We start from the raw sequence: 25711 nt of genomic DNA, 5'->3' as shown, positions 1-25711 counted from the left end.
TGGGGCCTCCCGAGGGAGGCGCCCGCCCGGCTCAGTCGTGCTCGGGGCGCGAGGGCGCCGGGCGTGCCAGCGGAGGGAGTGCCGAATGCCGTACCGACTCGACATCACGCAGGGGGACTGGCCGGGCGACTTGCTGCACAAGGGCGTCGAGGGACTGCTGGCGGAAGCCATGGTGCTCACCCTCGCCACCGCCGGCCACGAGCACGGCCCGCACGCCAACCTGGCCTTCTTCGCGTACGACGACGACCTCGTCCTCTACTTCGTCAGCGAGCGCTCCACCCGGCACAGCCACCACCTGGCCGAGGAGGCCCGGGCCGCCGCCACCGTCTTCCTGCCGCCGCCGGCCTTCGGCGAGCAGCTGCGCGGCCTGCAGCTGACCGGCAGCGCGAGCGAGGCCTGGGGGCGGCAGGCCGAGGCGGCGCTGGCCGCGTACCAGGGGCGGTACCCGGTCTTCGCGCGGGACGAGGAGGCCCGGCGGCAGTTCCTCACCGGGGGCGGGGCGGCGGCGCTGTACCGCTTCCAGGTGGAGGAGCTGACGGCGGTGGACGAGCCGAACTTCGGGCGGCGCAACTACCTGCGGGCGCGGGTGCTGCGCTCCTGAGCGCTTCCGGCCGCGCTCCCGGCCGCGCTCCTGAACCGGATGGGTTGTCTGTACAACTTCCCGGGTGGTTCATCTACGGGACGGCACCGCGACGCCCCTCGGACACCCGGGCGCTCCAGCCTGGACGCATGAGAGTCATCGTCGTAGGAGCGGGCGTGCTGGGCACCATGCACGCCTGGCAGGCAGTCGAGCGCGGCCACGAGGTCGTCCACCTGGAGCGCGAGACCGAGGCGCGCGGTGCCTCGGTGCGCAACTTCGGCCTGGTCTGGGTCAGCGGCCGGGCGCAGGGCGAGGAACTGGACACCGCGCTGCGGGCCCGCGAACTGTGGGAGTCCATCGGCGCCCGCGTCCCCGACCTCGGCTTCCGGGCCAACGGATCGCTCACCGCGATCCGCACCGAAGTCGAACTCGCCGTCGCCGAGCAGGCCCTGACCCTGCCCGACGCCGCCGCCCGCGGCTACAAACTGCTCGACCCGGACGAGACCCGCGCCGCCAACCCGGCCCTGCGCGGCGAGCTGCTCGGCTCCCTCTGGTGCGAGCGCGACGCGGCCGTCGAGCCCCGCACCGCCCAGCCCGCGCTGCGCCGGTACCTGGAGTCCACCGGCCGGTACACCTTCCTGCCCGGGCGCGAGGTGCGCGAGGTGGTCGGCGAGAACGCCGTCCGCGACGACCACGGCGACGTCCACACCGGCGACCTGGTGGTCCTGTGCACCGGCGCCTGGCTCGGTGGACTGGTCCGCGAACTCGCCCCCGAGCTGCCGGTGCGCCGGGTGCGGCTCCAGATGATGCAGACCGACCCGCTCGGCGAGACGCTGACCACCTCCGTCGCCGACGGCGACAGCTTCCGCTACTACCCCGCCTTCGCCGGCACCGCCCTGGACCGGCTGCGCGAGACCCAGCCGCAGCCGCCGGTCGCCGCCGAGCACAAGATGCAGCTGCTGATGGTCCAGCGGCGCGACGGCGGCCTGACCATCGGCGACACCCACGAGTACGACCAGCCGTTCGGCTTCGACGTCGTCGAGGACCCGTACGACCACCTGGTGGGCGTCGTCGAGGACCTGCTCGGCCGCCCGCTGCCCCGGATCCGCCGCCGCTGGGCCGGGGTGTACGCGCAGTGCCTCGACTCCACCCGGGTCGTCCACCGGGAGCGCGTGCGCGACGGCGTCTGGCTGGTCACCGGCCCGGGCGGCCGGGGCATGACCTGCTCGCCCGCCATCGCCGAGACCACCGCCGACCTCGCCAACCTGTAAGGAACCTCCCGTGACTACCGACATCCGCCTGGTCGTGCTCGACATGGCCGGCACCACCGTGGCCGACGACGGCCTGGTCGAGCAGGCCTTCACCGCCGCCGCCGCGAAGCTCGGCGTCGAGGCCGGCAGCCCGGAGTTCGACCCGATGCTGGCCCACGTCCGGGCCACCATGGGCGAGTCCAAGATCTCCGTCTTCCGCCACCTGTTCGGCGAGGAGGAGAAGGCCCAGCAGGCCAACACCGCCTTCGAGGCCGCCTACCACGACCTGGTCGACGCCGGCCACTGCGCCGCCCTGCCCGGCGCCGAGGAGGCCATCGCCGAACTGCGCGGCCGGGGCCGCAAGATCGTCCTCACCACCGGATTCTCCCGGGCCACCCAGGACCGCATCCTGGACGCCCTCGGCTGGCGGTCGATCGCCGACCTCACCCTCTGCCCCGCCGAAGCCGGCCGCGGCCGCCCGTACCCCGACCTGGTGCTCACCGCGCTGCTGCGCACCGGCACCGACTCGGTCCGTCAGGTCGCCGTCGCCGGGGACACCGGCTACGACATGCTGACCGGCACCCGGGCCGGCGCCTCCGTGGTCGCGGGCGTCCTCACCGGCGCCCACGACGAGGCCCGGCTGCGCGCCGACGGCGCCACCCACGTGCTCGGCTCGATCGCCGGACTGCCCGCGCTGCTGGGCTGACCGGAACACACCTGGGGCGGGCACCGTACTACGGTGCCCGCCCCGGACGCGTTCCCGCGGACGCTCAGAGGAACAGCGCCAGGAGGAGGAAGGCGGTGCCGGTGCTCAGGAGGGCGGCGGCGGGCCTGGCGGTGGGCTTCTCGAGGACGGGCCAGGCGCAGGTGAGGAGAGCGAGCAGGTAGAGGAGGCAGAGGGCCGAGGTGAGCGGGCCGCCGACGGTGTGCCGGGCGAGCAGGAAGAGCGCGAGCCAGCCGGCGGACAGGGCGCCCCACACGAGGGCGGTGCGGCCGGCGCCGAGGCCGGTGGCGCGGGTGCGAGTCGCCTCGGCGAGGGCGGTGAGGCGCTCACGCAGGGGGCCGGCGGGCCGGGCGGACACACCGATGGCGACCACCGCGAGGACGGCGCCGAGCAGTACGGTGCCGGCCCAGAAGAGGTCGGTGCCCAGGTCGATCCGCTCGGGGGGCTTCGGGCGGGCGGTGCCGTCGGGGGCGTAGCGGACGGTGACCTCCTCGCCGATCCGCAGCTCCGGCCCGCGCCGGTTGAGGCGACCGCCGGGGACGGGGGTGCCGTCGGGGGCCGCCAGGGCGTAGTCCCAGGACCGGTCGCGCGATCCGGCGGGGCGTTCCTTGTCCGTGACACGAGCGGTCACCGTGGAACCGGAATCCAGCACGAGGTCGTCGCGGACGTTCTTGGTCGCCGACGCCGTGACGACCAGGAGGAACGGGACGATCAGGACCGCGAGGCAGCCGCGCCAGCCGCCGGCCAGGCGGCCGAGGCCCGCCGACAGGGCGGCGGTGGCGACCACCAGGACGCCGAGGCCGGCGGGCCAGCCGTACGAGCCGTAGGCGGCGGTGAGGCCGACGATCGACAGCGGGGCGGCGAGCGCGAGGGCGGCCGTCAGCGGGACGGAGCCCCGGCGGGGCTCCGTCCTCGGCCGGGCGGGGTCGGTGCCGGTCACCCGAAGGCCTTCCGGACCTTGTCCCACTGCTCGGGCGGCAGCGCGTCGCGGCTCTCGTCCCGGGGCGGGTGGAGGGAGATGCCCCGGTAGGCGGTGGCGACCAGCGGCAGCCACTCGTCCCAGTGGTCGACGTCCTCGGTGGTGAAGACGGCCGCGACCACGTAGGGGCTCCACGGGTGCGGGACCAGCAGTTCGAGCTGGCGCACCGTGCCGACGGTCGGCTCGGCGACGCCCCAGACGACGCCGGGCGTGGTGACGGTCAGTTCGCGGGCGGCCAGGGCGGCACGGCCGAGCGGCAGATCCACCACGCCGACGTCGGCGTCCGGCCAGGCCTCGGCCAGTTCGGCGGCGACCCGGGCGGGGTAGCTGCCCGGGTCGCCGAGGTCCTGCGGGCGGAGGAAGACGGCGAACATGCCGTGGATCGGCTGGCCGTCCTCGGCCCGGACCAGGCAGCTGGACAGGTGGACGGCGCCCTCGCGCAGCTGGGCCTGGAGCGCGGTCTCGGAGGCGATCACGGCGGCGAGCTTCTGCTCGGCCCCGGTGTCGGGGAAGAGCGCGTCGAGCTGTTCGGCCGTGCGGGCCATCCGGTCGCCGAGGTCCTCGTCCAGGTCGATGGCGGTGAAGCCGGCCGGGAGGTCGAGCCAGAGCGGCGGGGCGGCGGCCCCGGTGGTCTCAACGGCCATAGCCGGCCATCCATCCGCCCATGCCGGCCAGGTTGCCGATGGCGGACACGGAACCGACGATGAGGTTGGCCTTGCCGCCGCCGGCCATCATTCCGGCCGAGCCGATGAGGTTGTTGCCGCCCGTGGTGTAGTTGACGGCGCCGGAGAGGTTGTCGCTGGGGTTGTCCTGGGTGAGCGCGTACGCGGTCGGGGCGTTGAGCCCGACGGTGGTGGCCGCCTGGACGCCGTCGGCGATGTCCATCGCGGCGGACTTGGAGACGCCGAGGTACATGGCTGGTTTCTCGATCCCCTTGGTGAAGAGCGGGTTGGCCGGGTCGATCGCCCGGGAGGCGGCACGGACCTCGGTGGATCCGGCGGCGACCACGCCGCGCACGCCCTCACCGGCGGCGACCGCCTCCCGGGCGGCGGTCACACCCTTGGCCGCGACGCCCACACCGGGGATCGCGCCGAGGATGTCGCCACCCAGCGTCAGGTAGCTGCTCAGGTTGTCCTGCGGAGGCCACAGCTTTCCCTGAAGGCCGTACTGGACCCCGTGGGTGACCGCGGCGGCGGCGCTGAAGAGGATCGCCGGCAGCGCGAACGCCGGGAAGAAGATCGCCGCGACACCGCAGATGCCGGCCGCCACGGTCAGCAGGTCGGCGCCGTGGTTCTTGAACCAGTCGCCGACCTTGCTGAGCATGCCCGGCTCCGGCGGGGCCTTGCTGTCGGCGGCCTTGCGGACGGCCTCGGCCGTCTTCCTGGCGTCCGACTGGTGGGTCCCGGCGAGCTCGTGGGCCTGCTTCCGGAGGCCGTCCAGCTCGGTCGTGGCGCTGTTGAGCAGTTCGGCGGCCGAGTCCAGGTGGGTCTTCGCGGCGGTGTAGCGCTTCTCGGCGGCGGCCAGGCTCGCGTCGTCGGGGTAGTAGCGGCCGGCCAGTTGGAGGTCGGGGTTGGCGGCGGCGGCGCCGTGCGCCCGGCCGGCCTCGTCCCGCTTCTTCTTGGCGGTGACCGCGGAGGCGGCCAACTCGGCGGCCTTGGGCTGGTGTTCGGTCAGCGCCTTGTACCAGACGTCGAGTGCCGTGTAGGCGGCGGTGATCGACTCGGAGGCGTCCTGGAGGTAGCCGGGCAGTTTGCCGAACTGCTCGGAGAACTTCTTGGCCGCCTCGCCCGTCCACTCGCCTTCGTTGTCGGTGATCCGGGAGAGCGTGGTGTGCACGCTGCTCAGGTGCTGGCCCACCCGGCGCAGGCCGTTGCTGAGCGTGGTGACGGCGCCGGAGTCGCCGGGGGTGGGGTTGAAACCGAGCCCGGACCAGTCGGGCGCCGCCGGCGCGGGGGTGCTCACGACTGCCCCGCCGGGGCGAGGACCTTGACGATGCTCTGCTCGGTGCCGTCGTAGTTCTTCTGCACCTGTTCCAGGCCCTCGTCCAGGGCCTTGACGCACTCGCGGACCTTCTTCAGGCCGAACTGCCACTTGTCCCTGAAGTGCCCGCAGGAATCGTCCAGGAAGTCGTAGCCGGTGCCGGTGTGGCCGGCCGCCTCGAAGGCCTTGAGGCCCTGCTCCAGCTCGTCGCCACAGCCTTTGAGGTCCTGCGCCAGCTTGGCGAGGAATTCGGTACTGACCTTGAAGTCGGTCACTTTCGCCCCCCGATGCGTCGATTGTCGGACCGGGCGAGCATAGCTCCAGCTGACGCGCCGGTGATCTCCGGTGGCGGGGCCCGGGGACGCTCGTCACGAGACCTCTACGGGCCGTCGACGCCTTCTTGACGTCGGCGGCCCGGTCCGGAGGCGCACACGGACGGGGGGCCTCAGCGGCGCCGGAATCCGCGCTTCTTCGGGGTGACGAGCCGTATCACGGCCGTGACGAACACCGACCGACCGTCAGGAATGGCCGCCCTTGAGGTTGAGCACGACCACCCCGACGATCACCAGTGCGATCCCCAGCCACTGGAGTCGCCCGAGCGGCTCGCCGAAGGCGACCGCCCCGATCCCGGCGACCGCCGCCGTGCCGGCCCCGGACCAGACCGCGTAGGCGACCGAGACCGGTATGTGCTTGAGCGCGCGGCCGAGCAGCAGGAAGGAGAGCGCGTAGCCGATGCCGACGCCGACGCTCGGCCAGAGCCGGGTGAACCCCTCGGTGAGCTTGAGGCAGCTGGTGGCGCAGACCTCGCTGACGATGGCGAGGGCGAGCAGGAGATAGGGCATGTCAGGGTCGAACCGCGCCGGCGCCGGCGAGCTTCCCGAGCAGGGCGGGGTCGGCCAGTTCCAGGCTGGCGAGCAGGGTGATCCGCTCGCCCCGCGGCATCGGCGTCGCCGTGGACGGCACGGCGAGCACGGCGCAGCCGGCCGCGGTGGCGGAGGCGACCCCGGTCGGGGTGTCCTCGACGGCGAGGCAGACGGCCGGGTCCAGCCCCAGGTGCTCGGCGGCGGCGAGGTACGGGTCGGGCGCGGGCTTGGTGCGCGCGGTGTCCTCGGCGGCCAGGGTGACGGCGAACCAGTCCCGGCCGATGACGGACAGCACCAGGTCGACCACCCGGCGCGGGGAGGCGGAGACCAGCGCGGTGGGCACCCCGGCGTCGCGCAGCGAGGCCAGCAGGGCGAGCGCGCCGGGGCGCGGCACCGTCTCGGCGGCGACCTTGCCGGCGAAGGACTCGTTCAGCCGGTCGGCGAGTTCGGCCTCGTCGAGGTCGGTGCCGCTGACCCGGTGCAGGTGGGCGGCGGTGTGCTCGACGGCCTGGCCGAGCACCTCGGGGGCGTCCCGGTCGGTGAGCGGGTGGCGGAGCTCCTCGGCGAGTTCGGCGGCGGCCTGCCACCACAGCTGCTCGGTGTCGACCAGGGTGCCGTCCATGTCGAAGAGGACGGCGGCGGGGAGCGCCGGGCAGGGGTCGGAGGGGGGGCCGTCCGGCGCGGTGGACGCGGACATGGCGGTGTCAGGCATGGCGGTACCTTCGGTGGTTCTTCGGGTGGAGCGGGGAGGTACGAGGCTCTCAGGCGGCGCGGCGGTCCACCAGTACCGGACGGTCCGGCAGGGTGAGCGCGGCCCGCGCACCGGCCGGCAGCGCGGTGGCGGCCTCGGTGGGCAGGTCGGCCTTGACCTCGGTGCCGTCGTCCAGGCGGACGGTGAGGCGGGTGACGGCGCCCAGGAAGGAGGCGGTGACCACCAGGGCCGGCCCGCTCTCGTCCGGGGTCAGGATGACGTTCTCGGGGCGGACCAGCACCTGGAGCTCGCCGTCGGCCGGGACCTCGCCGTCCACCGCGTGCCGTCGGCCGAGCACCTCGACCCCGTCCGAGGTCCGGGTGCACGGGATGCGGCTCATGGTGCCGACGAACTCGGCGACGAAGGCGGTGGCCGGACGGCCGTACAGCTCCGACGGGGTGGCGCACTGCTCCAGCCGGCCGGCGCGCAGCACCGCGACCCGGTCGGCCATCGACAGCGCCTCCTCCTGGTCGTGGGTGACGAACAGGGTGGTGATGCCCAGCTCCTGCTGGAGGCGGCGGATCTCCTCGCGCAGCTGGAGGCGGACCTTGGCGTCCAGCGCGGACAGCGGCTCGTCCAGCAGCAGCACGCGCGGCTGGAGGGCGAGCGCGCGGGCGAGCGCGATGCGCTGCTGCTGGCCGCCGGACATCTGGTGCGGGTAGTGGTCGGCGCGGTGCGGCAGGCCGACCAGCTCCAGCAACTCCTGGGCGCGGGAGCGCCGTTCGGTCTTTCCGGTGCCGCGCATCCGCAGCCCGAAGGCGACGTTGTCCAGCGCGGTCAGGTGCGGGAAGAGGCTGTACGACTGGAACACCATGCCGGCGTCGCGCTTGTGCGCGGGGATCGCGGTGATGTCCTGGCCGTCGACCAGCACCTCGCCGGAGTCGTGCTGCTCGAAACCGGCCAGGATGCGCAGCGCGGTGGTCTTGCCGCAGCCGGACGGGCCGAGCAGGGCGAGCAGTTCGCCCGGCCGGACGGTCAGGTCCAGGCCGTCGAGGGCGGTCGTGGCGCCGAAGGCCCGGCGCAGGGAGCGGAATTCGACGGTGGCGCTGCCGGGGGAGAGCGAGGCGCCGGTGGCGGTGGCGGTGGCCGTGGTCATGATGGGTGGCTCCGGGTGGGGTTCAGGAGGTGGCGGTCTTGGCGTGGCGCTCGCGCCCGGCGGTGGCCAGCAGGAGCAGCAGCAGCCAGGTGAGCAGCAGGCTCAGGATGGAGACCGCGACCGACATGTGGGCCTGGCTGTTGCCGACCGAGTAGATCCAGACCGGGAAGGGCTGGAAGCCGAGGATCGAGGCGGTGGTGAACTCGCCGAGCACCAGGGCCAGGGTGAGGAAGGAGGCGTTCAGCAGGGCCCCGCGCAGGTTCGGCAGGACGACGGTGATCACCGCGCGCGGCCAGCTCGCGCCGCAGTTGCGGGCGGCCTCGACCAGGGTGCGCACGTCCATCGACCGCAGGCCGGCGTCCAGGGCGCGGTAGGCGAGCGGCAGGGCCATCAGCACGTAGGCGATGACCAGCACCAGCGGGAAGTCCGGGTCCTGGATGAACACGAAGGTCTGGAAGAACGGGGTGTCCATCAGGTAATCCGGGCCCCAGCGGAGCACGCCGATCAGACCGGCGGTCAGGGCGACCGGAGGGACGACCAGCGGCAGGGTGCAGAGCACGTCGATCACCGGGCGCAGCTTCGGCGCGCCGAGCCGGACCGAGATCAGCGCCGGGACCAGCAGGAGCAGCAGCACCACGACGGTGACGACGGCGAGGCCGAGGGTCAGCCAGAGGCTGTCCAGGAAGCCGGGGGCGGAGAGCAGCCCGGTGTAGGCCGAGAAGGAGATGCCCTGGGGGTCGTCGATCGAGAACCAGAAGGACGCCGCGAGCGGGACGACGAAGTACACGCCGGCGATCAGCAGGACGGCGCCGCGCCACCAGCGCACGTTGCGCCGGGCCGGACGGGCGGGGGTGGTCAGCTGAGCCATCGGGTGCTCCGGCGCTGGAGGGGGAGGTACACGGCCATCACCAGGACGGCCACGACGATCATGTTGAGGCTGAGGGCGAGGGCGAGGTTGCCCTGGCCGACCAGCACGTTGCCGGAGAGCGCGTCCGCGATCGAGCGGCTGACCAGCGGGACGGTCGCGCCGACCATGGCGGCGGCCGTCGCGTAGGCGGCGAAGGCGCTGCCGAAGAGCAGCACGAAACCGCCGAGCAGCGAGGGCAGCAGGATCGGCAGGGCGACGTGCAGCCAGTACTGGAGGGTGGTGGCGCGGTTGTTCTGGGCCGCCTCGCGCCACTGGGTGCGCAGCCCGTCCAGGGCCGGGGTGATGGTGAGCACCATCAGCGGCACGAGGAAGTACAGGTAGACGACCGTCAGGCCGGTGAACGAGTACAGCGACCAGCCGTGGTCGGTGAGGTGCAGCAGCTTGGTGATCTCGCCGGCGTTGCCGAGGGTGGCGACGAACGCGAAGGCGAGCGGCAGGCCGCCGAAGTTGGCGAGGACGCCGGAGGCGGTGAGCACCGCCTGGCGCAGCCAGCCGTGCCGGGAGGTGACGATCGCCTGGGCCAGCGGCAGGCCCAGCGCGGTGGCGAGCAGCGCGGTCAGCGCGGAGAGCTTGAGGCTGCTCAGCATGGCCGTCCGGTAGCCGCCCTGGAGGGAGTCCGTGATGTTGTCGAAGGTGAACTGCCCGGCCCCGGTCTCGGCATCGCTCGACGTGGTGAACGCGCCGATCACGATGGCGACGGTGGGCAGTCCGAAGCCGACCAGGAAGAACAGCAGCAGGGGGACCGCGGCCAGCCAGGACGCGCCGCCGAGGCGGGCGAGCGGCCGTCGTCGCGGGGCGGGGGCGGTGGTGGGGGAGGTGGTCGTGGCGGTGGCGGACGCCCCCGCGCCGCCACCGGGGGCGGTGGCGGCGGGGGTGGTCGGCACCGGGGTGGGAGCCGTGGTCATGAGTGCCTTTTCTCAGCCCGTAGTGCGGTGGGTGGTGGGGCGTCAGCCCGAGATGGCCTTGGTCCAGTTCTCGGTGACGACCTTCTTGGCCGCGTTGATCTGGTCCACGGTCGGGAAGGTGGTGAACGGCTTCTCGACGGTCGGCAGCTTGGCGGCCGCGGCGGCGTCCAGGGAGCCGTCCTTCTTCAGGGCCTCGAAGGTGGACGGGGTGGCGTAGCCGCCGAGGAAGAGGTTCTGGCCCTCGGTGCTGAACAGGTACTCCTGCCACAGGCGGGCGGCCGCCGGGTGCGGGGCCCACTTGTTGACGGCCTGGTTGTAGAACTGGGCGTAGGAGCCGTCGACCGGGATGGAGACCTTCCAGTCGACGCCCTTGTCCTTGAACTCGTCGGTGTAGCCGGCGTTCAGGTAGGACCAGTCGATCGAGATCGGGGTCTCGCCCTTCTCGACGGTGGCCGGGGTCGACTCGACCGGGTTGAAGTTGCCGGACGCCTTCAGCTTGCCGAAGAAGTCGATGCCGGGCTGGATGTTGTCCAGCGAGCCGCCGTTGGCGAGCGCGGCCGCGTAGACGCCGCCGAACGCGGAGCCGGACTTGGTCGGGTTGCCGTTGAGGGCGACCTGGCCCTTGTACTCCGGCTTGAGCAGGTCGGCGAAGGTCTGCGGGCAGTTGGCGATCTTCTTGGCGTCGCAGCCGATCGAGACGTAGCCGCCGTAGTCGTTGACGGCGGCGCCGTTCGCGTCCTTCATGGTGTCCGGCACCTTGTCGAAGGTGCTCACCTTGTAGGGGGCGAGGATGCCGTCCTTGACCGCCTGGAGGGCGAAGGCGCTGCCCAGGTCGACGACGTCGGGGGCGCGGTCCTGGCCCTTGCGGGAGTTGATCGCGTTGATCTCGTCCTGGCTGGAGCCGTCCGGGTTCTCCTCCTCGACCTCGATGCCGTACTTGGCCTTGAAGCCGTCGATGATCTTGCCGTAGTTCGCCCAGTCCCGGGGCAGCGTGATGACGTGCAGCTTGCCCTCCTTCTTGGCGGCGGCGACCAGGCCGTCCATCCCGCCGAAGTCGGCGACGGAGGTGGCCGTCTTGGCGTCCTTGGCGCCGCCCTTGGCGGTGTCGCCGGACTTGGCGCTCGACCCGGCGGAGCCGCAGGCGGTGAGGGAGAGCGCGGCGGCGGTCAGGACGGCCGCGAAGGCGGCGGCGCGGGCGCGGTGCACGGTCACGGGGAGGTCTCCTGTTGAGGAACGTACTGCAAGGGCGTTCGCGGGGGGTTCCGCGGGCTCGCGTCTCGCGAAGGGCGGCGGGTGACCGGGTGAGCGGCCGTTCGACATCGTCCGAGTTGACTAGCCAACTTCGCTGACAGCAGTAAGTACGCCGGAACCCGGTGACGGGAAGGTGAACGGACGGCCCAGAACCGGGGTCAGGTGCGGGAACGGTGGAATCCGGCCATCGGAGCGCGATCCGTTCGGTGCGATGCTTCGAAGGCGCAGCGGGATAAGGTCGGGCTGTCCGCGCCGGTACGGCTGCGCAGGACACCGCCCCAGGAGGGAACTTGACTGACGTGGCACTTGAACCCGAGCGCCCCGTGGCCGAGCAGCGGCGCCCCGCCGAACGTGCGTCCGGCGCCCTGTACCGCAAGGTGGCCGCCGACCTGCGCGAGGCGATCACCACCGGCGCGTACGGCGAGGCCGGCCGGCTGCCCGCGGAGGGCGCGCTCGCCGAGCAGTACGGCGTCTCCCGCGGCACCGTCCGCCAGGCGCTCGCGGTGCTGCGCTCCGACGGGCTGGTCACCTCCCGCCGGGGCACCCGCCGGGTGGTGCTGGGCGGCGCCCGGGTGCAGAGCTTCTCCGAACTGCTCAGCTTCACGCACTGGGCGTACTCGATGGGCGAGGAGCCCGGCGGCATCCTGGACTCGCTGGTGCGCCGCCCGGCCGACGCCGCCGAGCGCGAACAACTGCGGCTGGAACCGGGCGCCGACGTGTACGTCATCGTCCGGCTGCGGACGCTGTCCGGCGCGCCGGTGATGGTCGAGCGCACCGTCTACCCGCCGCGGGTCGGCGAGATCGTCGCCGAACTGCCGCCGGACGTGGTCTCGCACACCGAAGTGCTCCGCGAGCACGGCATCCTGTTCACCGACGCCGACCACACCATCGACGTCGTCGTGGCCAACGCCGAGGACGCCCGGCTGCTCGGCTGCCGCCGGGGCGGTCCGCTGCTGCGCGAGCGGCGGCGCACGACCGACCCGACGGGCACGCCGGTGGAGTGGTCCCAGGACCGCTACCTGCCCGGGACGGTGGCGTTCAGCGTGCACAACTCCCTTGCCACATCGGCGCTTTCGCGGCACGCGAGGGAGCTGGACTGACCCGGCGGGGGCCGTCGGCGCGTCGGTGCGTCCGAACGTCGGCGCGTCACCGCATGAGCGCGGCGAGCAGCGGGCGGTAGTGGTCGAAGCCCGGGGTCGGGGCGCCGGCCACCTTGGCCTGCTCGTCCCAGCGCCGCACCGCCACCGCGTCCCGCGCGCCCGGGAGTTCGGCGAAGGCGGCAGCCTGGCGCTCGTCCATCGGGCCGCCCTGGACGTTCAGGGTGTACTCGGAGGCCGCGGAGAGCCGCTCCCGGTACCCGGGCTCGACCGCGCACAGGTAGCGCTTGGCGGCCACGTGCAGCCGGACCGGCTCGGTGACCTCCGGGCCGAACCAGCGGGCCAGCCGGTCGGCCCCGGTGTGGCTGTGCCGGTTGTCCCGACCCTCCATCAGATCCCGTCCGTGCAGGGACCCGCGGCCTTCCGCGTCGAAGAAGTGGCCGAGGTCGTGCAGCAGTGCGGCGGCGACCAGGTGCTCCGGCGCCCCGGCGGCCTCGGCGGCAGCGGCGGCCTGGAGCATGTGCTCGGCCATGGTGACCTCCTCGCCCAGGTACTCCCCGGCGCCCTCGCCCGCGAACAGGGCGGCGATCGTGTCCAGGGCGGCGGCGCGGCGGTGCAGCACGGCGAGGGTGCTGTGCAGGCCGTCGAGATCGGCGTAGCAGCCCTGGAGGTGCCGGTGGCCGTCCTGCCGGAACGCCGTCCGGGCGTGCAGCAGACGGGTGTTGTCGAAGACCAGGCAGTCGCCGGGGCCGAGCCGGAAGGCGAGCTGGAACTCGGGGCGCAGGGTGATCGCGGCGAAGCGGCGGTAGGCGGTGTAGAAGGCGTCCAGGCCGCTCGGGTCGTCGCGGCGGAGGGTGCCGATCGAGCGGTTGTTGAAGCGCACCTCGCGGATCCGGCCGAGCGGGTCCACGTCGATCAGCGGGCGGTCAGCGCGCAGTTCGGTGCCGCGGTCGCGGAAGACGAACGGGACGGGGGTGCGGGTGAGGACCTCGAACTCGGCCGGCGCCTCCTCCCGGAGGGCCGCCGCCGCCCGGAACCCGTCCACCAGGGCGGAGTCGCCGCCGGTCGCGGAGTTCTCCAGGCAGTGCAGCAGCTGGAGGGTCGGCACCGGGTCGCGGTAGGGGTTGTCGGTGTGCGGGGTGATGGCGGCGCTGGTGAACGCGAGGTTGTTGGGATCGGGTTGGACCCGGACGTCGAACAGCTCGCCGTAGTTGGTGACCCGGACGTGGCCGAAGCTCTCCGCCACCCGCAGCACCTGCCGTTCCTCGGCCGGCACCCCGCGCAGTACGGCGAAGCCGTCGCGCCGTACGGCGGCCAGCACCGCGGCCTGCCGGGCCGGGTCGGCGAGGTACTCCTCCCACGGGGCCTCCGGGATGCCGTCGGCGAAGTCCGCCGCCGTCCAGAGCCGCTTGTCCCGCTCGGTGCGCCCGTCGCCCCCGTCCGTCCCGTCGAGCCACTCCAGCGGGTAGCGGGAGCGGTGGCCGTCCGACCAGAGCACCTCCAGGTGCCCGTCGGCCTCGGCGCCGCGGGTGATCGCCAGGTCCTCGGGCAGGTCGGCGATCTGGAACAGCTTCTGTCCGTTGCGCGGGTCCCGGCACTCGGCACACGGGCAGTTGTCGCGCAGCCAGTACGGCGGCAGCTCGGTCATCGGTCTTCTCCTCGGCGGCACTACGGCTGTCATGTCACCTGAAGTTGTATAGCCAACTTCAGGTCCTGCCCGGGAGCCTGCCTGCCCCCGGTGAGTTCCACGTGCCGCGCGGGTGAACGCTTCGGGAACGGTGGCGGAGGCCGCGCCCGGCGCCGTTCGGGTGAGGGGCGCGGGGTGCGGGGCGTTTCGGGGAGGGCGCGCGCCCGGGCTGCGGCACTGTCGGGGGAATTCCTCCTGCTTCGAGAGGCGATCGGCCATGGCCCGTTCCTCCTCCAGTCCGCCCGCCTCCGGCCACGCCGGGCTGCGGCGCGAGGTCGGCGTGATCGGACTGCTCTGGGCCTCGGTCGGGGCGATCATCGGCTCCGGCTGGCTGTTCGGCGCCCAGAAGGCAGCCGTGGCGGCCGGCCCGGCGGCGCTGCTGTCCTGGGGCATCGGCGCGGTGGCGATCGTCCTGCTGGCGCTGGTGCACGCCGAGCTGGGCGGGCTGTTCCCGGTGGCGGGCGGCACGGCGCGCTACCCGCACTACGCCTTCGGCGGGTTCGCCGGGATGTCCTTCGGCTGGTTCACCTGGCTCCAGGCCGCGACCATCGCGCCGATCGAGGTGCAGGCGATGATCAACTACGCCCAGCACTGGAGCTGGGCGGACGGCCTGCTGCACAAGAACCTGACGCTGACCACCTGGGGGTTCGTCGTCGCGGCCGTCCTGCTCGGGGTGTTCGTCGCGGTCAACTTCCTCGGCGTGCGGCTGCTCGCCCACACCAACAGCGCGGCCACCGTGTGGAAGGTCGCCATCCCGGTCCTGACCATCTTCGCGCTCGGCATCACCGAGTTCCACACCTCCAACTTCGACGTGCACGGCTTCGCGCCGGACGGTGCCAAGGGCGTGCTGGCGGCGATCAGCAGCAGCGGGGTGATCTTCGCGCTGCTCGGCTTCGAACAGGCCATCCAGTGGGCCGGGGAGAGCCGCAACCCGCGCCGGGACATCCCGCGCGCCGTGCTCGGCTCGGTGGTGATCGGCACGATCGTCTACGTGATGCTCCAGGTGGTGTTCATCGGCGCGCTGCCGCCGGAGACCTTCGCCCAGGGCTGGAGCACCCTCGACTACCCGGGGATCAGCGGGCCGTTCGCGGGCCTGGCGACCCTGATCGGCCTGGGCTGGCTGGCCACCGTGCTGTTCGTCGACGCGGTGATCTCCCCGGCCGGCACCGGGCTGGTCTACATCACCTCCAGCTCCCGGGTCACCTACGGCCTGAGCCGCAACGGCTACGCGCCGCAGGCCCTCCAGTCCACGGACAGGCGCGCGGTGCCCTGGCTCGGCCTGCTGATCGCCTGGGCGGCCGGGGTGATCTGCTTCCTGCCCTTCCCGAGCTGGCAGCGGCTGGTCGGCTTCATCACCTCGGCGGTGGTGCTGATGTACGCGGGCGCCCCGCTGGCCTTCGGGGTGCTGCGCAAGCGGCTGCCGGCGATGGAGCGCTCCTACCGCCTGCCCGCCGGCTCGGTGGTCTCGCCGCTGGCCTTCGTGGTGGCGAGCCTGGTCATCTACTGGTCCGGCTGGGACACCCTGTGGCGGCTCGGCCTGGCGATCGTGATCGGCTACCTGCTGCTCGGCGGGTATTCCTGGTACGCCCGCTCGAAGGGGGTGCCGAACGCGCCCCGGATGGACTTCCGGGCCGGGCAGTGGCTGCCGGTCTACCTGGTCGGGATGGGCCTGATCTCCTGGCAGGGCGGCTTCGGGGCGGGTGCGCGGGGGAACCTGCCGCTGTGGTGGGACATCGTGGTCGTGGTGGCGTTCTCGCTGGTCGTCTACTACTGGGCGCTGGCGATCGCGCTGCCGGCGGAGGAGATCGAGCGGAACATCAGGGGCGTCGAGGTGGTGGACGTCAACGGGCACTGAGCGGTGCGGGCACTGAGGGGTGCGGGCCACTGAGCGGTGCGGGAACCGGGCGGTGCGGGAACGGCAGCGGGCCCCGAGGATGTCCGCCGGGGCCGCGGCCGTTCGTACGGTCAGTGGCTCCGCGCCCGGTCGTTCCGTGCCCGGCCGTCGTGCGGTCAGGACCGGACGGTCGCCGTCCAGGCGGCCTCGGCGGCGGCCAGGGCGGGCGCCGGGTCGGCGTCCGTCGCGCCGGCGAGGGCCGACAGGCAGGCGCGGACGGTGTCCAGCGCGGCCGCCTGTCCGTAGTGGTTGACCCGCAGCATCGAAGCGGCCAGCGCGCCGCCGCCCGGCTGGACCGGAAGCGCCGGGTCGAGGCGGGCGGCGAGGGCGGTCGCGTCGACGCCGTCCGGGGTGCGCAGGGTGGTGGCGACCGGGGCCGCGTGGGCGTCCTCGACGACGTACGGGGCCAGGGTGCCGAGCGCGCGCACGCCGGCCCGGGTGGCGGCGGAGGCGGCGCGGTGGCGGGCGATCACGGCGGGCAGGCCGTCGGCGGCGATCCGGTCCAGGCAGGCGCCGAGCGCGAGCATCTCCAACTGGGCCGGGGCGTGCGGCAGTACGGCGCGGCCGGCGTCGGTCCAGCGCTCCTTCCAGTCGAGCAGCGACAGGTAGGAGCGGCGCGGGGCGGCCGGGTTGGCGGCGATCCGCTTCCAGGCGCGCTCGGAGACCGAGACGGCGGAGACCCCGGCCGGGCCGCCCATCGCCTTCTGGCCGCCGATGACGCACAGGTCGACGCCCCACTCGTCGGTGAGCAGCGGCTCGGCGGCGACGGAGGCGACCGCGTCGAGCATCAGCAGCGCGCCGTGCTCGCGGACCACGGCGCCGATCCCGGCGACCGGGTTGGTGTTGCCGGTGGCGGCCTCGGCGTGCACCAGGGAGACGAAGTCGATCGACGGCTCGGCGGCCAGTGCCTCGGCCACCTGCGCGGCGCTCACCGCGCTGTCGAAGGGCACGGCCAGGTCGACGACCTTCGTGCCGCAGGAGCGCAGCCAGTTGCCGAAGGTCTGCCCGTACGGGCCGGTGACGATGTTGAGCGCGGTGGACCCGGGGTGGGCGGCGCCGCGGATCGCGGCCTCCAGGGGGAGGAGCGCCTCGCCCTGGGTGACGATCACATCGGACTCGGTGTGCAGCAGGGCGGCGACCTGGTCCTCGATCGCCGCGAACTCGGCGGCGCTGAGCGGGGGCAGGTCGAGGAAGGGGCTCACGTCGTTGTCGCCTTTCACGGGGACGTACGGGGTGGGGTGCACGGGTCGGGACGCGCGGGGTGGACGCGCGGGGCGGACGCGCACGGGGGCGGGTGCCGGAAACGAGTCTGCCGCATCATGACTGCTTACACGGAACCCGCCCGTCGGTAGAGTGCGGCCATGAGCGATGGAGCGGTGCTGCACGTGCGGGGTCGGGTGCTGGTCGGCCCGCAGGACGTCCGGGACGAACTCTGGGTGGTGGACGGCCGGGTGAGCTTCACCCGCCCGCCGACCGCCGCCGACGTCCGAACGGTGACCGGCTGGGTGCTGCCCGGCCTGGTGGACGCGCACTGCCACGTCGGTCTGGACGCGCACGGCGCGGTGGACGCCGAGACCAGCGAGAAGCAGGCACTCACCGACCGGGACGCCGGCACCCTGCTGATCCGCGACGCCGGCTCGGCCGCCGACACCCGCTGGATCGACGAGCGGGAGGACCTGCCCCGGATCATCCGCGCCGGGCGGCACATCGCCCGCACCCGCCGCTACATCCGCAACTACGCGCACGAGATCGAGCCCGGCGACCTGACGGCCTACGTCCGGGCCGAGGCCCGGCGCGGGGACGGCTGGGTGAAGCTGGTCGGAGACTGGATCGACCGCGAGCGCGGCGACCTCGCCGCCTGCTGGCCCGGCGACGCGCTCGCCGAGGCGATCGCGGCGGCGCACGAGGAGGGCGCGCGGGTCACCGCGCACTGCTTCGCGGCCGAGTCGCTGCCCGACCTGCTGGCCGCCGGCATCGACTGCGTCGAGCACGCCACCGGGCTGACCGAGGAGCTGATCCCGGCGTTCGCCGAGCGCGGGGTGGCGATCGTGCCGACCCTGGTCAACATCGCCACCTTCCCGGACCTCGCGGCCGGCGGCGAGGCCAAGTTCCCGGCCTGGGCGGCGCACCTGCGGCGGCTGCACGAGCGCCGGTACGCCACCGTCGGCGCCGCGCACGACGCCGGCATCCCGGTGTTCGTCGGTACGGACGCGGGCGGCTCGCTGGCGCACGGGCTGGTCGCGGACGAGGTGGCGGAGCTGGTCAAGGCGGGCCTGAGCCCGGCCGAGGCGCTGTCGGCGGCGAGCTGGGGGGCGCGCGAGTGGCTGGGGCGGCCCGGGCTGGAGGAGGGCGCCCCGGCGGACTTCGTGGTGTACGCCGAGGACCCGCGGGCGGACGTCCGGGTGCTCGCGGACCCGCTGCTGGTGGTGCTCCGGGGGCACCCGGTCGGGTAGCCGGTCGGGTGGCCGGGCCGGCGGCTCCGAGCGCCCTTCGAGCGCATGATCATCTGCTGAACGCCCTGTCGGTGTAGGCCGATAGGGTGGCGACCATGGCACCGCGTCCACTGAATGAGATCGTCGAGCCCGGCTGGGCCGCCGCCCTGGAACCCGTCGCCGGACGGGTCGCCGCGATGGGCGACTTCCTGCGCACCGAACTGGCCGCCGGGCGTACCTACCTGCCCTCCGGGCCGAACGTGCTGCGCGCCTTCCAGCAGCCCCTCGCCGACGTCCGGGTGCTGATCGTCGGGCAGGACCCGTACCCGACGCCCGGCCACGCGGTCGGACTGAGCTTCTCGGTGGCGCCGGACGTCCGCCCGATCCCGGCCAGCCTGATCAACATCTACCAGGAGTACGGCAACGACCTCGGCCTGCCGCAGCCGTCCAACGGGGACCTCACCCCGTGGACGCGGCAGGGCGTGCTGCTGCTCAACCGGGCGCTGACCACCGCGCCCCGCAAGCCGGCCGCGCACCGGGGCAAGGGCTGGGAGGAGGTCACCGAGCAGGCGATCCGGGCGCTGGTGGCGCGCGGCGGACCGCTGGTGGCGATCCTGTGGGGGCGCGACGCCCGCAACCTGCGGCCGCTGCTGGGGGACGTCCCGGCGATCGAGTCGGCGCACCCGAGCCCGTACTCGGCGAACAGCGGCTTCTTCGGCTCGCGGCCGTTCAGCCGGGCCAACGAGCTGCTGGTGCGGCAGGGGGCGCAGCCGGTGGACTGGCGGCTGCCGTAGCGCTCCTGTCCGGCGTGCGGCGGCCGTGCACCCCCTCGCGGCACCCCCGCCGTAGCAGAGTCGAGTCAGTGTGGAACGCCAATCTCACCCCAACGAGTGAAATGACGTTCCGTGTTGCTCATGTGACGGATTGTTCGAGAAGACTGGCGGCTCATCGTTTCATCTGTGTGGGGGTACCGCCATGTCTTCCCGACGAATCGTTTCCCTAGCCGCTGCCACCGCCGTGGTGGCGAGCACGCTGCTCACCGCCGCGCCCGTCCAGGCGGCCGAACCCGCCCCGGCGCCCGGCAAGGCGCGCGCCGTCACCGCCGAACTCGACCTGGACGTCAGCCTGTTGAACAAGGCGGTGGACGTCCCGGTGAACATCGCGCTGAACAAGGTGGAGTCGCCGGCGCAGCGCGACGGCTCCGTGCTGACCGCCACGGTCGCCGGCGTCGACCAGACCGGCCCGGTCGAACTGGTCAAGGCGGACGTCGGCAAGTCCGTGACCCGCGTCGACGCCAAGGGCGCCACCGCCTCCGTCAAGCTGGTCAACGCGGACGTGCACGCCCCCGGCCTGCCCGCCACCGCGCTGCTCGGGCTGGAGGCGATGAGCGCCGAGGCGACCTGCCCGGTGGACGGGCAGCCGAGCGCGGACGTGGTCGCGCCGGTCAGGCTCAGCGTGCTCGGCAAGCCGGTCACCGTCGGCCTGTACGGTCCGACCAAGGTGGACGTGCCGCTGATCGGCAGCGTCTCGGTGGAGTTCTCCAAGAAGACCGTCACCACGACCACCGCCGCCGCCTCTGCCCTGGAGGTGCGGGTGGAGGTGAACCCGCTGAACCTGAACGTCGCCAAGGTCACCGGGAAGGTCACCGTCGCCTCGGTGAGCTGCGAGAAGCCCGGTGGGCCGGCCGTCACCCCGTCCGGCCCGGCCGCGTCGGGCGCCGCGTCCGGCCCGGCCGCCGCGTCCACCGGTGCGCCCTCCGTCCAGCCGGTCGCCGACGCCACCGCCTCGCGCACCGCCGTCCCGCAGGCCGCGGTGGAGAAGCCGGAGAAGCTCGCGGCCACGGGCGGCAGCAGCGCCACCGGCCCGCTCGCCGCCGGGGCCGGCGCCCTGGTCGCGGGCGGCGCGGCCGCGCTCTGGGCCACCCGGCGCCGCCGCGCCGCGCACGCCCGCCGCCACTGACCCGGCCGGCCGCCGTCACCGACCGGGCCGCCCGACGTCCCGACCCGGCCGGGAGCCGTCACTGACCGAACCGGCCGTCGTCACTGACGGTGTCCGAAAGGGCGGGAGTGCCACCCCTGGCACTCCCGCTCCGTGACGGTGCCAATGCGGACGGTTGGTTCACATGCGCGTTACACGAGAGGAACAACCGGGAAACGGCGGCTTGCCACTCTTCACGGGCACCCACCACACAGCAATGCGAGGGACACGCCGTGGCAATCAAGGCCGAGTACATCTGGATCGACGGCACCAAGCCGACCGCGAAGCTCCGTTCCAAGACTCGCGTCCTGCCCAACGCCGACAAGATCCCGACCTGGGGCTTCGACGGTTCCTCGACCAGCCAGGCCGTGGGCCACGCCTCGGACCGCGTGCTGAACCCGGTGCGCGTCGCGCCGGACCCGATCCGCGGCGGCGACCACATCCTGGTGCTCTGCGAGGTCCTGGAGACGGACGGCACCCCGCACGTGTCCAACACCCGCGCCCTGCTGCGCGAGGTCGCCGAGAAGTACACCGCGCAGGAGTCGATCTTCGGCATCGAGCAGGAGTACACCTTCTTCAAGGGCTCCCGCCCGCTCGGCTTCCCGGAGGGCGGCTACCCGGCCCCGCAGGGCGGCTACTACTGCGGCGTCGGCGCCGAGGAGGTCTTCGGCCGCGAGATCGTCGAGCTGCACCTCGACCGCTGCATCGGCGCCGGCCTGGCGATCTGCGGCATCAACGCCGAGGTCATGCCCGGCCAGTGGGAGTTCCAGATCGGCCCGGTCGACGCGCTGACCGTCTCGGACGACATGTGGATCGCCCGCTACCTGCTGTACCGCACCGCCGAGGAGTTCGGCATCGACGCCACCCTCGACGCCAAGCCGGTCCGCGGCGACTGGAACGGCGCCGGCGCCCACACCAACTTCTCCACCAAGGCGATGCGCGAGGGCTACGACGCCATCATCACCGCCTGCGAGGCGCTCGGCGCCTCCCAGGAGAAGGTGCTGGAGCACGTCAACCAGTACGGCCACGACATCCAGTCCCGCCTCACCGGCAAGCACGAGACCGCCCCGTGGAACGTCTACAGCTACGGCGTCTCCGACCGCGGCGCCTCCGTGCGCATCCCGTGGCAGGTCGAGGTGGACAAGAAGGGCTACATCGAGGACCGTCGCCCGAACGCCAACGTCGACCCCTACGTCGTCACCCGCCTGCTGATCGACACCTGCTGCGCGGCCCTGGAGAAGGCCGGCCAGGTCTGATCCGCGGCCCCCGGGCACCCGCACGACACCCGTAGGCCCTCCCCCGCGACCGGGGGAGGGCCTACGGGCCGTCCGGGCGGGTCTTGTCCACCGGCGGGGAGTCACGGAGAATCGGCCCATGACCGCTTCGGGCCACCCCCTCCTCGTGCGCCGCCTGCACGTGGACCTGGGCAGGGTGTGGGCGGCCGGCTGTCGCCGTCGGCGGGTTCCGTCCACCGACCGCAGGCAGTACCGGCCCCAGGAGCGTGTCCGGCCATGGCTCTCACCTTCCACTGGTTCCTCCCCACCAACGGCGACAGCCGGCTGATCGTCGGCGGCGGCCACGGCTCCACGCCCGGCGCGGCCGGCTCGGACCGGCCGCCGAGCATCGGCTACCTCGGCCAGGTCGCCCGCGGCGCCGAGCAGTTGGGCTTCGAGGGCGTGCTGACCCCGACCGGGGCCTGGTGCGAGGACGCCTGGCTGACCACCGCCGTGCTCAGCGGGCTGACCGAGCGGCTGAAGTACCTGGTGGCCTTCCGGCCCGGGCAGCTCAGCCCGACCCTGGCCGCGCAGATGGCCGCGACCTACCAACGGCACTCCGGCGGACGGCTGCTGCTCAACGTGGTGACCGGCGGGGAGTCCGCCGAGCAGCGCGCCTACGGGGACTTCCTGGACAAGGACGCCCGGTACGCGCGCACCGGCGAGTTCCTGGACATCACCCGGCGGCTCTGGGCCGGGGAGACGGTCGACCACCACGGGCCCCACCTGCGGGTGGAGGGCGCACGGCTGAACCGGCTGCCGGAGCCGGTCCCGCCGGTCTACTTCGGCGGCTCCTCCCCGGCCGCCGGCGACATCGCGGCCCGGCACGCGGACGTCTACCTGACCTGGGGCGAACCGCCCGCCCAGGTCCGGGAGAAGATCCGCTGGATCCGCGAACTGGCCGCCGCGCGGGGCCGGACCGTCCGCTTCGGCATCCGGCTGCACGTGATCACCCGGGACACCTCCGCGCAGGCCTGGGCGGAGACCGAGCGGCTGCTCGCCGCGATGGACCCGCGCCGGGTGCGGGAGACCCAACGGGCGCTGGCCGAGAGCGAGTCCGAGGGGCAGCGCCGGATGCTCGCGCTGCACGGCGGCTCGGCCGAACGGCTGGAGGTGTACCCGGGCCTGTGGGCCGGCATCGGGCTGGTGCGCGGCGGCGCCGGGACGGCACTGGTGGGCAGCCACCGGGAGGTCGCCGACCTGATCTGCGAGTGCCACGGGCTGGGCATCGACGAGTTCGTGCTGAGCGGGATGCCGCACCTGGAGGAGGCGTACTGGTTCGGCGAGGGCGTGCTCCCGCTGCTGGCCGCCCGCCACCTGTGGCGGCGGCCGTGACGGGCCGGGGCGTGAGCCCCGCCGCGGGAACCCGATCGTGACCCGCAAATCGCTGGCCAACCCTCCGCGCCCGGCCGAGAATTCATGGCATGACCCAGCAGCCCCTGCTCCTGCTCGACGTGGACGGACCGCTCAATCCCTACGCCGCGCCGAAGCGGAGGCCCGAGGGCTACGACACCCACCGGTTGCGCCCCGCCTGGTGGGTGGCGAAGCAGGAGCACCTGGCCGCCGTCCAGGCGCGGCAGACGATGCGCGCCAGACATGCCAAACCCCCCGCCGCCCGGGTCAAGCCGCTGCGGGTCTGGCTCAACCCCTCGCACGGCGAGGAGTTGCTGGCGCTTCCGTACGAACTGGTGTGGGCCACCGGGTGGATGGGCGAGGCGAACACCCACATCGGCCCGCACATCGGCCTGCCCGAACTCCCCTACATCCGCTGGTCCGACCTGTTCGGCGAGAACCCGGACGGGCTGCACTGGAAGACCAGGGACGTGGTCGCCTGGGCGGCCGGGCGCCCGTTCGTCTGGGTGGACGACGAACTCGGCCCGCAGGACCTCGAATGGATCGGGGCGAACCACCCGGGACCGGCCCTGGCGCTCTGGGTCGACCCCCGGACCGGACTGCGGGACCTGCACTTCGAGGCGCTGCGGGAATGGGCGGAGGACGAGTGAACGGCGGGACCGCGGCGGGGGAGGGGCCGGTGGCCGGCACGGTCGAGCGGCTGTGGCGCTACCCGGTGAAAGGACTGCTCGGCGAGGAGCTGGACCGGACCGAGGTGACCGGCCGAGGGCTGGCCGGAGACCGCGCACAGGCGTTGCTCGACCTCGCCACCGGCCGGGTGGCCAGCGCCAAGCACCCCCGGCTCTGGGCCGCCCTGCTCGGGTACACGGCCACCACCACGACGGACGGCGGCACGGCGATCACCGGCCCGGACGGCAGCGGCACGGACGAACGGGAACTGTCCGAGGCGCTCGGCCGCGCGGTCACGCTGATCACCGAACGCCCGCCCGGCGCGACCGTCGAGCGGGCCGTGCCGGAGGAGGTGCTGGCCCGCGGCATCACGGCCGAAACCGGCTTCACGGTCAGCGAGTTGGGACGCGCCGCACCGGACGGCGGCTTCTTCGACTTCGCTCCGCTGCACCTGATCACCACCTCGACGCTGCGCGCCACCGGCAGCGAGGCCGAGCGCTACCGGCCCAACCTGGTGATCCGCACCCGGGGCGAGGGATTCGTCGAGAATGCCTGGGTGGGACGGGAGTTGGCGATCGGGCCGACGCTGCGCCTGCGGATCCTCGCGCCCACCCCGCGCTGCGCGGTCCCCACCCTGCGGCACGGGCCGCTGCCCCGCCGTGCCGAGGCACTGCGGATCCCGGCCGAGCGGAACCGGGTGGTGCCGCTGGCGGGCATGCCGGCACTGCCCTGCGCCGGGGTGTACGCCCAGGTGCTGGTGGCGGGCGCGATCCGGGTCGGGGACCGGCTCGCGCTGGACTGAACGCGGCCCCGAGCCGGGGCTCGGCCCGGCGTCAACCGGGCCTCGGTGCCGCCCGGGCTCGCGTCGGGCCGGGGCTCGGCGTCACCGGCCGGGGCTCGGCGTCACCCGGGCCGGGGGCCCGGCGCTAGACCGGACCGAGCGCGGTCTCCAGGGCGTCGAGGAAGCGGTCGGTGGTCGCCTCGTCCCGGACGGCGATCCGCAGCCACTCCTCGCCCAGACCCGGGAAGGTGTCCCCGCGCCGGACGGCGAAGCCGAGCGCGCGCAGCCGCTGCCGGACGGCCACCGCGTCCGGCAGCCGCACCAGCACGAAGGAGGCCTCCGGTTCGCCGTACAGTCGCACCGACCGGAAGGCGGCCAGTCCCTTCACCAAGTGCTCGCGCCAGAGGGCGAGTTCGGCCGCCGCCCGCTCCGCCTCGGCGAGTGCCGCCGGGCCGCTGCACACCTCGGCGGCGGCCAGCGCCGGGGTGGACACCGGCCAGAGCGGCTGGGCCGCGCCGAGTTCGGCGATCAGCGGCGCGGGCCCGAGCACGTAGCCGATCCGCAGCCCGGCCAGGCCCCAGGTCTTGGTGAGGCTGCGCAGTACCACGACCCGGCCCGGCAGGTCCCGGGCGGAGGCCAGGGACTCCCGCTCACCCGGCACGGTGTCCATGAACGCCTCGTCCACCACCAGGGTGCGCCCCGGCCGGGCCAGTGCGGCGACGGCCTCGGCGGGGTGGAGGACGGAGGTCGGGTTGGTCGGATTGCCGAGGACGACCAGATCCGCCTCCTCGGGGACGGTGCCCAGCCGGAAGCCGTCCTCGGGAGAGAGCAGCACCCGGTGCACCCGGTGTCCGGCGTCCCGTAGTGCTGCCTCCGGTTCGGTGAACTGCGGGTGCACGACGACGATGTGACGTGGCGTCAGTACACGGGCCAGCAGGACGAAGGCCTCCGCCGCGCCCGAGGTGAGCAGCACTTCCCCGACCGGGCGGGCGTGCCGGGCGGCCACCGCGGCGCGCGCGGCGCTCTGGTCGGGGTAGGCGGCGAGCTCGCCGAGGGTGGCCGCGAGGTGGTCGCGCAGCCAGGCCGGGGGAGTGCCGGTGCGGACGTTGACGGCGAGGTCGACCAGGCCGAGCCCGTCGGCGCGCACCTCGGCGTCGCCGTGGTGGCGCAGGTCGGGTTCGGGGGCGGTCACGTGGGATCTCCTTGCGGGGTTCGGTCGGGCCGGGCCGGGCCGGGTCGG

General features: G+C 73.7%; 25 protein-coding genes. 12 read left to right on the top strand and 13 right to left on the bottom strand.

Annotated elements, in window-relative coordinates; all coding sequences use genetic code 11:
* The first annotated feature begins 85 nt into the window (after window positions 1-85).
* The 3 genes from ACFRAR_RS03900 (at window position 86) to ACFRAR_RS03890 (ending at window position 2536) form a co-directional block, all read left to right on the top strand.
* Window positions 86-601, top strand: coding sequence for a pyridoxamine 5'-phosphate oxidase family protein (locus tag ACFRAR_RS03900; protein WP_380694446.1), 516 nt, complete (start codon window positions 86-88; stop codon window positions 599-601).
* Window positions 602-729: 128 nt separating this feature from the next.
* A complete protein-coding gene (locus ACFRAR_RS03895; RefSeq protein WP_380694444.1) occupies window positions 730-1851 on the top strand; it encodes a TIGR03364 family FAD-dependent oxidoreductase in 1122 nt (373 codons plus the stop codon).
* A 10-nt stretch (window positions 1852-1861) separates the two neighbouring features.
* Window positions 1862-2536, top strand: a complete 675-nt coding sequence (locus tag ACFRAR_RS03890) for a phosphonatase-like hydrolase (protein ID WP_380694442.1) — start codon at window positions 1862-1864, stop codon at window positions 2534-2536.
* Window positions 2537-2600: 64 nt separating this feature from the next.
* Here ACFRAR_RS03890 and ACFRAR_RS03885 read toward each other — a convergent pair whose 3' ends face one another.
* From ACFRAR_RS03885 to ACFRAR_RS03840, 10 genes are all read right to left on the bottom strand, one after another.
* On the bottom strand, window positions 2601-3494 hold the full coding sequence (locus ACFRAR_RS03885) for a hypothetical protein (RefSeq protein WP_380694440.1): 894 nt from the start codon (window positions 3492-3494) through the stop codon (window positions 2601-2603).
* A complete protein-coding gene (locus tag ACFRAR_RS03880; protein WP_380694438.1) occupies window positions 3491-4177 on the bottom strand; it encodes a hypothetical protein in 687 nt (228 codons plus the stop codon). The genes ACFRAR_RS03885 and ACFRAR_RS03880 overlap by 4 nt, the downstream gene beginning before the upstream one ends.
* Window positions 4167-5495, bottom strand: coding sequence for a putative T7SS-secreted protein (locus ACFRAR_RS03875; RefSeq protein WP_380694436.1), 1329 nt, complete (start codon window positions 5493-5495; stop codon window positions 4167-4169). The genes ACFRAR_RS03880 and ACFRAR_RS03875 overlap by 11 nt, the downstream gene beginning before the upstream one ends.
* Complete coding sequence (locus ACFRAR_RS03870) at window positions 5492-5788, bottom strand: hypothetical protein (protein ID WP_380694434.1); 297 nt, start codon at window positions 5786-5788, stop codon at window positions 5492-5494. The genes ACFRAR_RS03875 and ACFRAR_RS03870 overlap by 4 nt, the downstream gene beginning before the upstream one ends.
* A gap of 243 nt (window positions 5789-6031) precedes the next feature.
* A complete protein-coding gene (locus ACFRAR_RS03865; RefSeq protein ID WP_380694432.1) occupies window positions 6032-6355 on the bottom strand; it encodes a DMT family transporter in 324 nt (107 codons plus the stop codon).
* A gap of 1 nt (window position 6356) precedes the next feature.
* The gene (locus tag ACFRAR_RS03860; protein WP_380694430.1) at window positions 6357-7088 is read right to left on the bottom strand and encodes an HAD family hydrolase; all 732 of its coding nucleotides are present in this window, start codon (window positions 7086-7088) and stop codon (window positions 6357-6359) included.
* 49 nt (window positions 7089-7137) lie between these two features.
* Complete coding sequence (locus ACFRAR_RS03855; RefSeq protein WP_380694428.1) at window positions 7138-8223, bottom strand: ABC transporter ATP-binding protein; 1086 nt, start codon at window positions 8221-8223, stop codon at window positions 7138-7140.
* A gap of 22 nt (window positions 8224-8245) precedes the next feature.
* Window positions 8246-9091 (bottom strand): ABC transporter permease, encoded by an 846-nt coding sequence (locus tag ACFRAR_RS03850; protein WP_380694426.1) that lies wholly within the window; start codon window positions 9089-9091, stop codon window positions 8246-8248.
* Window positions 9079-10056: an ABC transporter permease gene (locus ACFRAR_RS03845; protein WP_380694424.1), complete on the bottom strand. Its 978-nt coding sequence runs from the start codon at window positions 10054-10056 to the stop codon at window positions 9079-9081. Before ACFRAR_RS03845 ends, ACFRAR_RS03850 begins: the two co-directional genes overlap by 13 nt.
* 42 nt (window positions 10057-10098) lie before the next feature.
* On the bottom strand, window positions 10099-11268 hold the full coding sequence (locus tag ACFRAR_RS03840) for an ABC transporter substrate-binding protein (protein WP_380694422.1): 1170 nt from the start codon (window positions 11266-11268) through the stop codon (window positions 10099-10101).
* Between the two features lie 338 nt (window positions 11269-11606).
* Here ACFRAR_RS03840 and ACFRAR_RS03835 point away from each other — a divergent pair, with 338 nt between their 5' ends.
* Window positions 11607-12407, top strand: a complete 801-nt coding sequence (locus ACFRAR_RS03835; protein ID WP_380694420.1) for a GntR family transcriptional regulator — start codon at window positions 11607-11609, stop codon at window positions 12405-12407.
* A gap of 46 nt (window positions 12408-12453) precedes the next feature.
* Here ACFRAR_RS03835 and ACFRAR_RS03830 read toward each other — a convergent pair whose 3' ends face one another.
* On the bottom strand, window positions 12454-14052 hold the full coding sequence (locus ACFRAR_RS03830) for a TauD/TfdA family dioxygenase (RefSeq protein WP_380694418.1): 1599 nt from the start codon (window positions 14050-14052) through the stop codon (window positions 12454-12456).
* Window positions 14053-14308: 256 nt separating this feature from the next.
* Between ACFRAR_RS03830 and ACFRAR_RS03825 the strand changes: the two genes are divergently transcribed.
* Window positions 14309-15946 carry an APC family permease gene (locus tag ACFRAR_RS03825; RefSeq protein ID WP_380694416.1) on the top strand — a complete coding sequence of 546 codons (1638 nt, stop codon included), beginning with the start codon at window positions 14309-14311 and terminating at the stop codon, window positions 15944-15946.
* Window positions 15947-16101: 155 nt separating this feature from the next.
* Here ACFRAR_RS03825 and ACFRAR_RS03820 read toward each other — a convergent pair whose 3' ends face one another.
* The gene (locus ACFRAR_RS03820; RefSeq protein ID WP_380694414.1) at window positions 16102-17187 is read right to left on the bottom strand and encodes a pyridoxal-phosphate-dependent aminotransferase family protein; all 1086 of its coding nucleotides are present in this window, start codon (window positions 17185-17187) and stop codon (window positions 16102-16104) included.
* Window positions 17188-17346: 159 nt separating this feature from the next.
* Here ACFRAR_RS03820 and ACFRAR_RS03815 point away from each other — a divergent pair, with 159 nt between their 5' ends.
* The 7 genes from ACFRAR_RS03815 (at window position 17347) to ACFRAR_RS03785 (ending at window position 24492) form a co-directional block, all read left to right on the top strand.
* The gene (locus ACFRAR_RS03815; RefSeq protein ID WP_380694412.1) at window positions 17347-18438 is read left to right on the top strand and encodes an amidohydrolase family protein; all 1092 of its coding nucleotides are present in this window, start codon (window positions 17347-17349) and stop codon (window positions 18436-18438) included.
* 95 nt (window positions 18439-18533) lie between these two features.
* Entirely contained in the window at window positions 18534-19211 is a 678-nt protein-coding gene (locus tag ACFRAR_RS03810) for a uracil-DNA glycosylase (protein WP_380694410.1), read from the top strand.
* Window positions 19212-19392: 181 nt separating this feature from the next.
* Window positions 19393-20376, top strand: a complete 984-nt coding sequence (locus tag ACFRAR_RS03805) for an SCO1860 family LAETG-anchored protein (RefSeq protein WP_380694408.1) — start codon at window positions 19393-19395, stop codon at window positions 20374-20376.
* A 251-nt stretch (window positions 20377-20627) separates the two neighbouring features.
* Entirely contained in the window at window positions 20628-21650 is a 1023-nt protein-coding gene (gene glnII / locus ACFRAR_RS03800) for a glutamine synthetase (RefSeq protein ID WP_380694406.1), read from the top strand.
* Between the two features lie 255 nt (window positions 21651-21905).
* The gene (locus tag ACFRAR_RS03795) at window positions 21906-23003 is read left to right on the top strand and encodes an LLM class flavin-dependent oxidoreductase (protein ID WP_380694404.1); all 1098 of its coding nucleotides are present in this window, start codon (window positions 21906-21908) and stop codon (window positions 23001-23003) included.
* 89 nt (window positions 23004-23092) lie between these two features.
* Complete coding sequence (locus ACFRAR_RS03790) at window positions 23093-23671, top strand: hypothetical protein (RefSeq protein ID WP_380694402.1); 579 nt, start codon at window positions 23093-23095, stop codon at window positions 23669-23671.
* Window positions 23668-24492, top strand: coding sequence for an MOSC domain-containing protein (locus tag ACFRAR_RS03785; RefSeq protein WP_380694400.1), 825 nt, complete (start codon window positions 23668-23670; stop codon window positions 24490-24492). The genes ACFRAR_RS03790 and ACFRAR_RS03785 overlap by 4 nt, the downstream gene beginning before the upstream one ends.
* 124 nt (window positions 24493-24616) lie before the next feature.
* Here the strand turns inward: ACFRAR_RS03785 and cobC are convergent, their stop codons facing one another.
* Complete coding sequence (gene cobC, locus ACFRAR_RS03780) at window positions 24617-25663, bottom strand: Rv2231c family pyridoxal phosphate-dependent protein CobC (RefSeq protein WP_380694398.1); 1047 nt, start codon at window positions 25661-25663, stop codon at window positions 24617-24619.
* Window positions 25664-25711: the final 48 nt, after the last annotated feature.

Source organism: Kitasatospora sp. NPDC056651 (assembly GCF_042792155.1).
Taxonomy (GTDB): Bacteria; Actinomycetota; Actinomycetes; order Streptomycetales; family Streptomycetaceae; genus Kitasatospora.
This window is presented reverse-complemented; position numbering and strand designations above follow the sequence as displayed.

Coding starts and splice junctions, on each gene's coding strand:
- ACFRAR_RS03880 (WP_380694438.1), bottom strand. CDS start 4,177: ATGGCCGTTGAGACCACCGGGGCCGCCGCCCCGCCGCTCTGGCTCGAC.
- ACFRAR_RS03865 (WP_380694432.1), bottom strand. CDS start 6,355: ATGCCCTATCTCCTGCTCGCCCTCGCCATCGTCAGCGAGGTCTGCGCC.
- ACFRAR_RS03850 (WP_380694426.1), bottom strand. CDS start 9,091: ATGGCTCAGCTGACCACCCCCGCCCGTCCGGCCCGGCGCAACGTGCGC.
- ACFRAR_RS03795 (WP_380694404.1), top strand. CDS start 21,906: ATGGCTCTCACCTTCCACTGGTTCCTCCCCACCAACGGCGACAGCCGG.
- ACFRAR_RS03900 (WP_380694446.1), top strand. CDS start 86: ATGCCGTACCGACTCGACATCACGCAGGGGGACTGGCCGGGCGACTTG.
- ACFRAR_RS03815 (WP_380694412.1), top strand. CDS start 17,347: ATGAGCGATGGAGCGGTGCTGCACGTGCGGGGTCGGGTGCTGGTCGGC.
- ACFRAR_RS03790 (WP_380694402.1), top strand. CDS start 23,093: ATGACCCAGCAGCCCCTGCTCCTGCTCGACGTGGACGGACCGCTCAAT.
- ACFRAR_RS03855 (WP_380694428.1), bottom strand. CDS start 8,223: ATGACCACGGCCACCGCCACCGCCACCGGCGCCTCGCTCTCCCCCGGC.
- ACFRAR_RS03895 (WP_380694444.1), top strand. CDS start 730: ATGAGAGTCATCGTCGTAGGAGCGGGCGTGCTGGGCACCATGCACGCC.
- ACFRAR_RS03845 (WP_380694424.1), bottom strand. CDS start 10,056: ATGACCACGGCTCCCACCCCGGTGCCGACCACCCCCGCCGCCACCGCC.
- ACFRAR_RS03830 (WP_380694418.1), bottom strand. CDS start 14,052: ATGACCGAGCTGCCGCCGTACTGGCTGCGCGACAACTGCCCGTGTGCC.
- ACFRAR_RS03805 (WP_380694408.1), top strand. CDS start 19,393: ATGTCTTCCCGACGAATCGTTTCCCTAGCCGCTGCCACCGCCGTGGTG.
- ACFRAR_RS03810 (WP_380694410.1), top strand. CDS start 18,534: ATGGCACCGCGTCCACTGAATGAGATCGTCGAGCCCGGCTGGGCCGCC.
- ACFRAR_RS03825 (WP_380694416.1), top strand. CDS start 14,309: ATGGCCCGTTCCTCCTCCAGTCCGCCCGCCTCCGGCCACGCCGGGCTG.
- ACFRAR_RS03860 (WP_380694430.1), bottom strand. CDS start 7,088: ATGCCTGACACCGCCATGTCCGCGTCCACCGCGCCGGACGGCCCCCCC.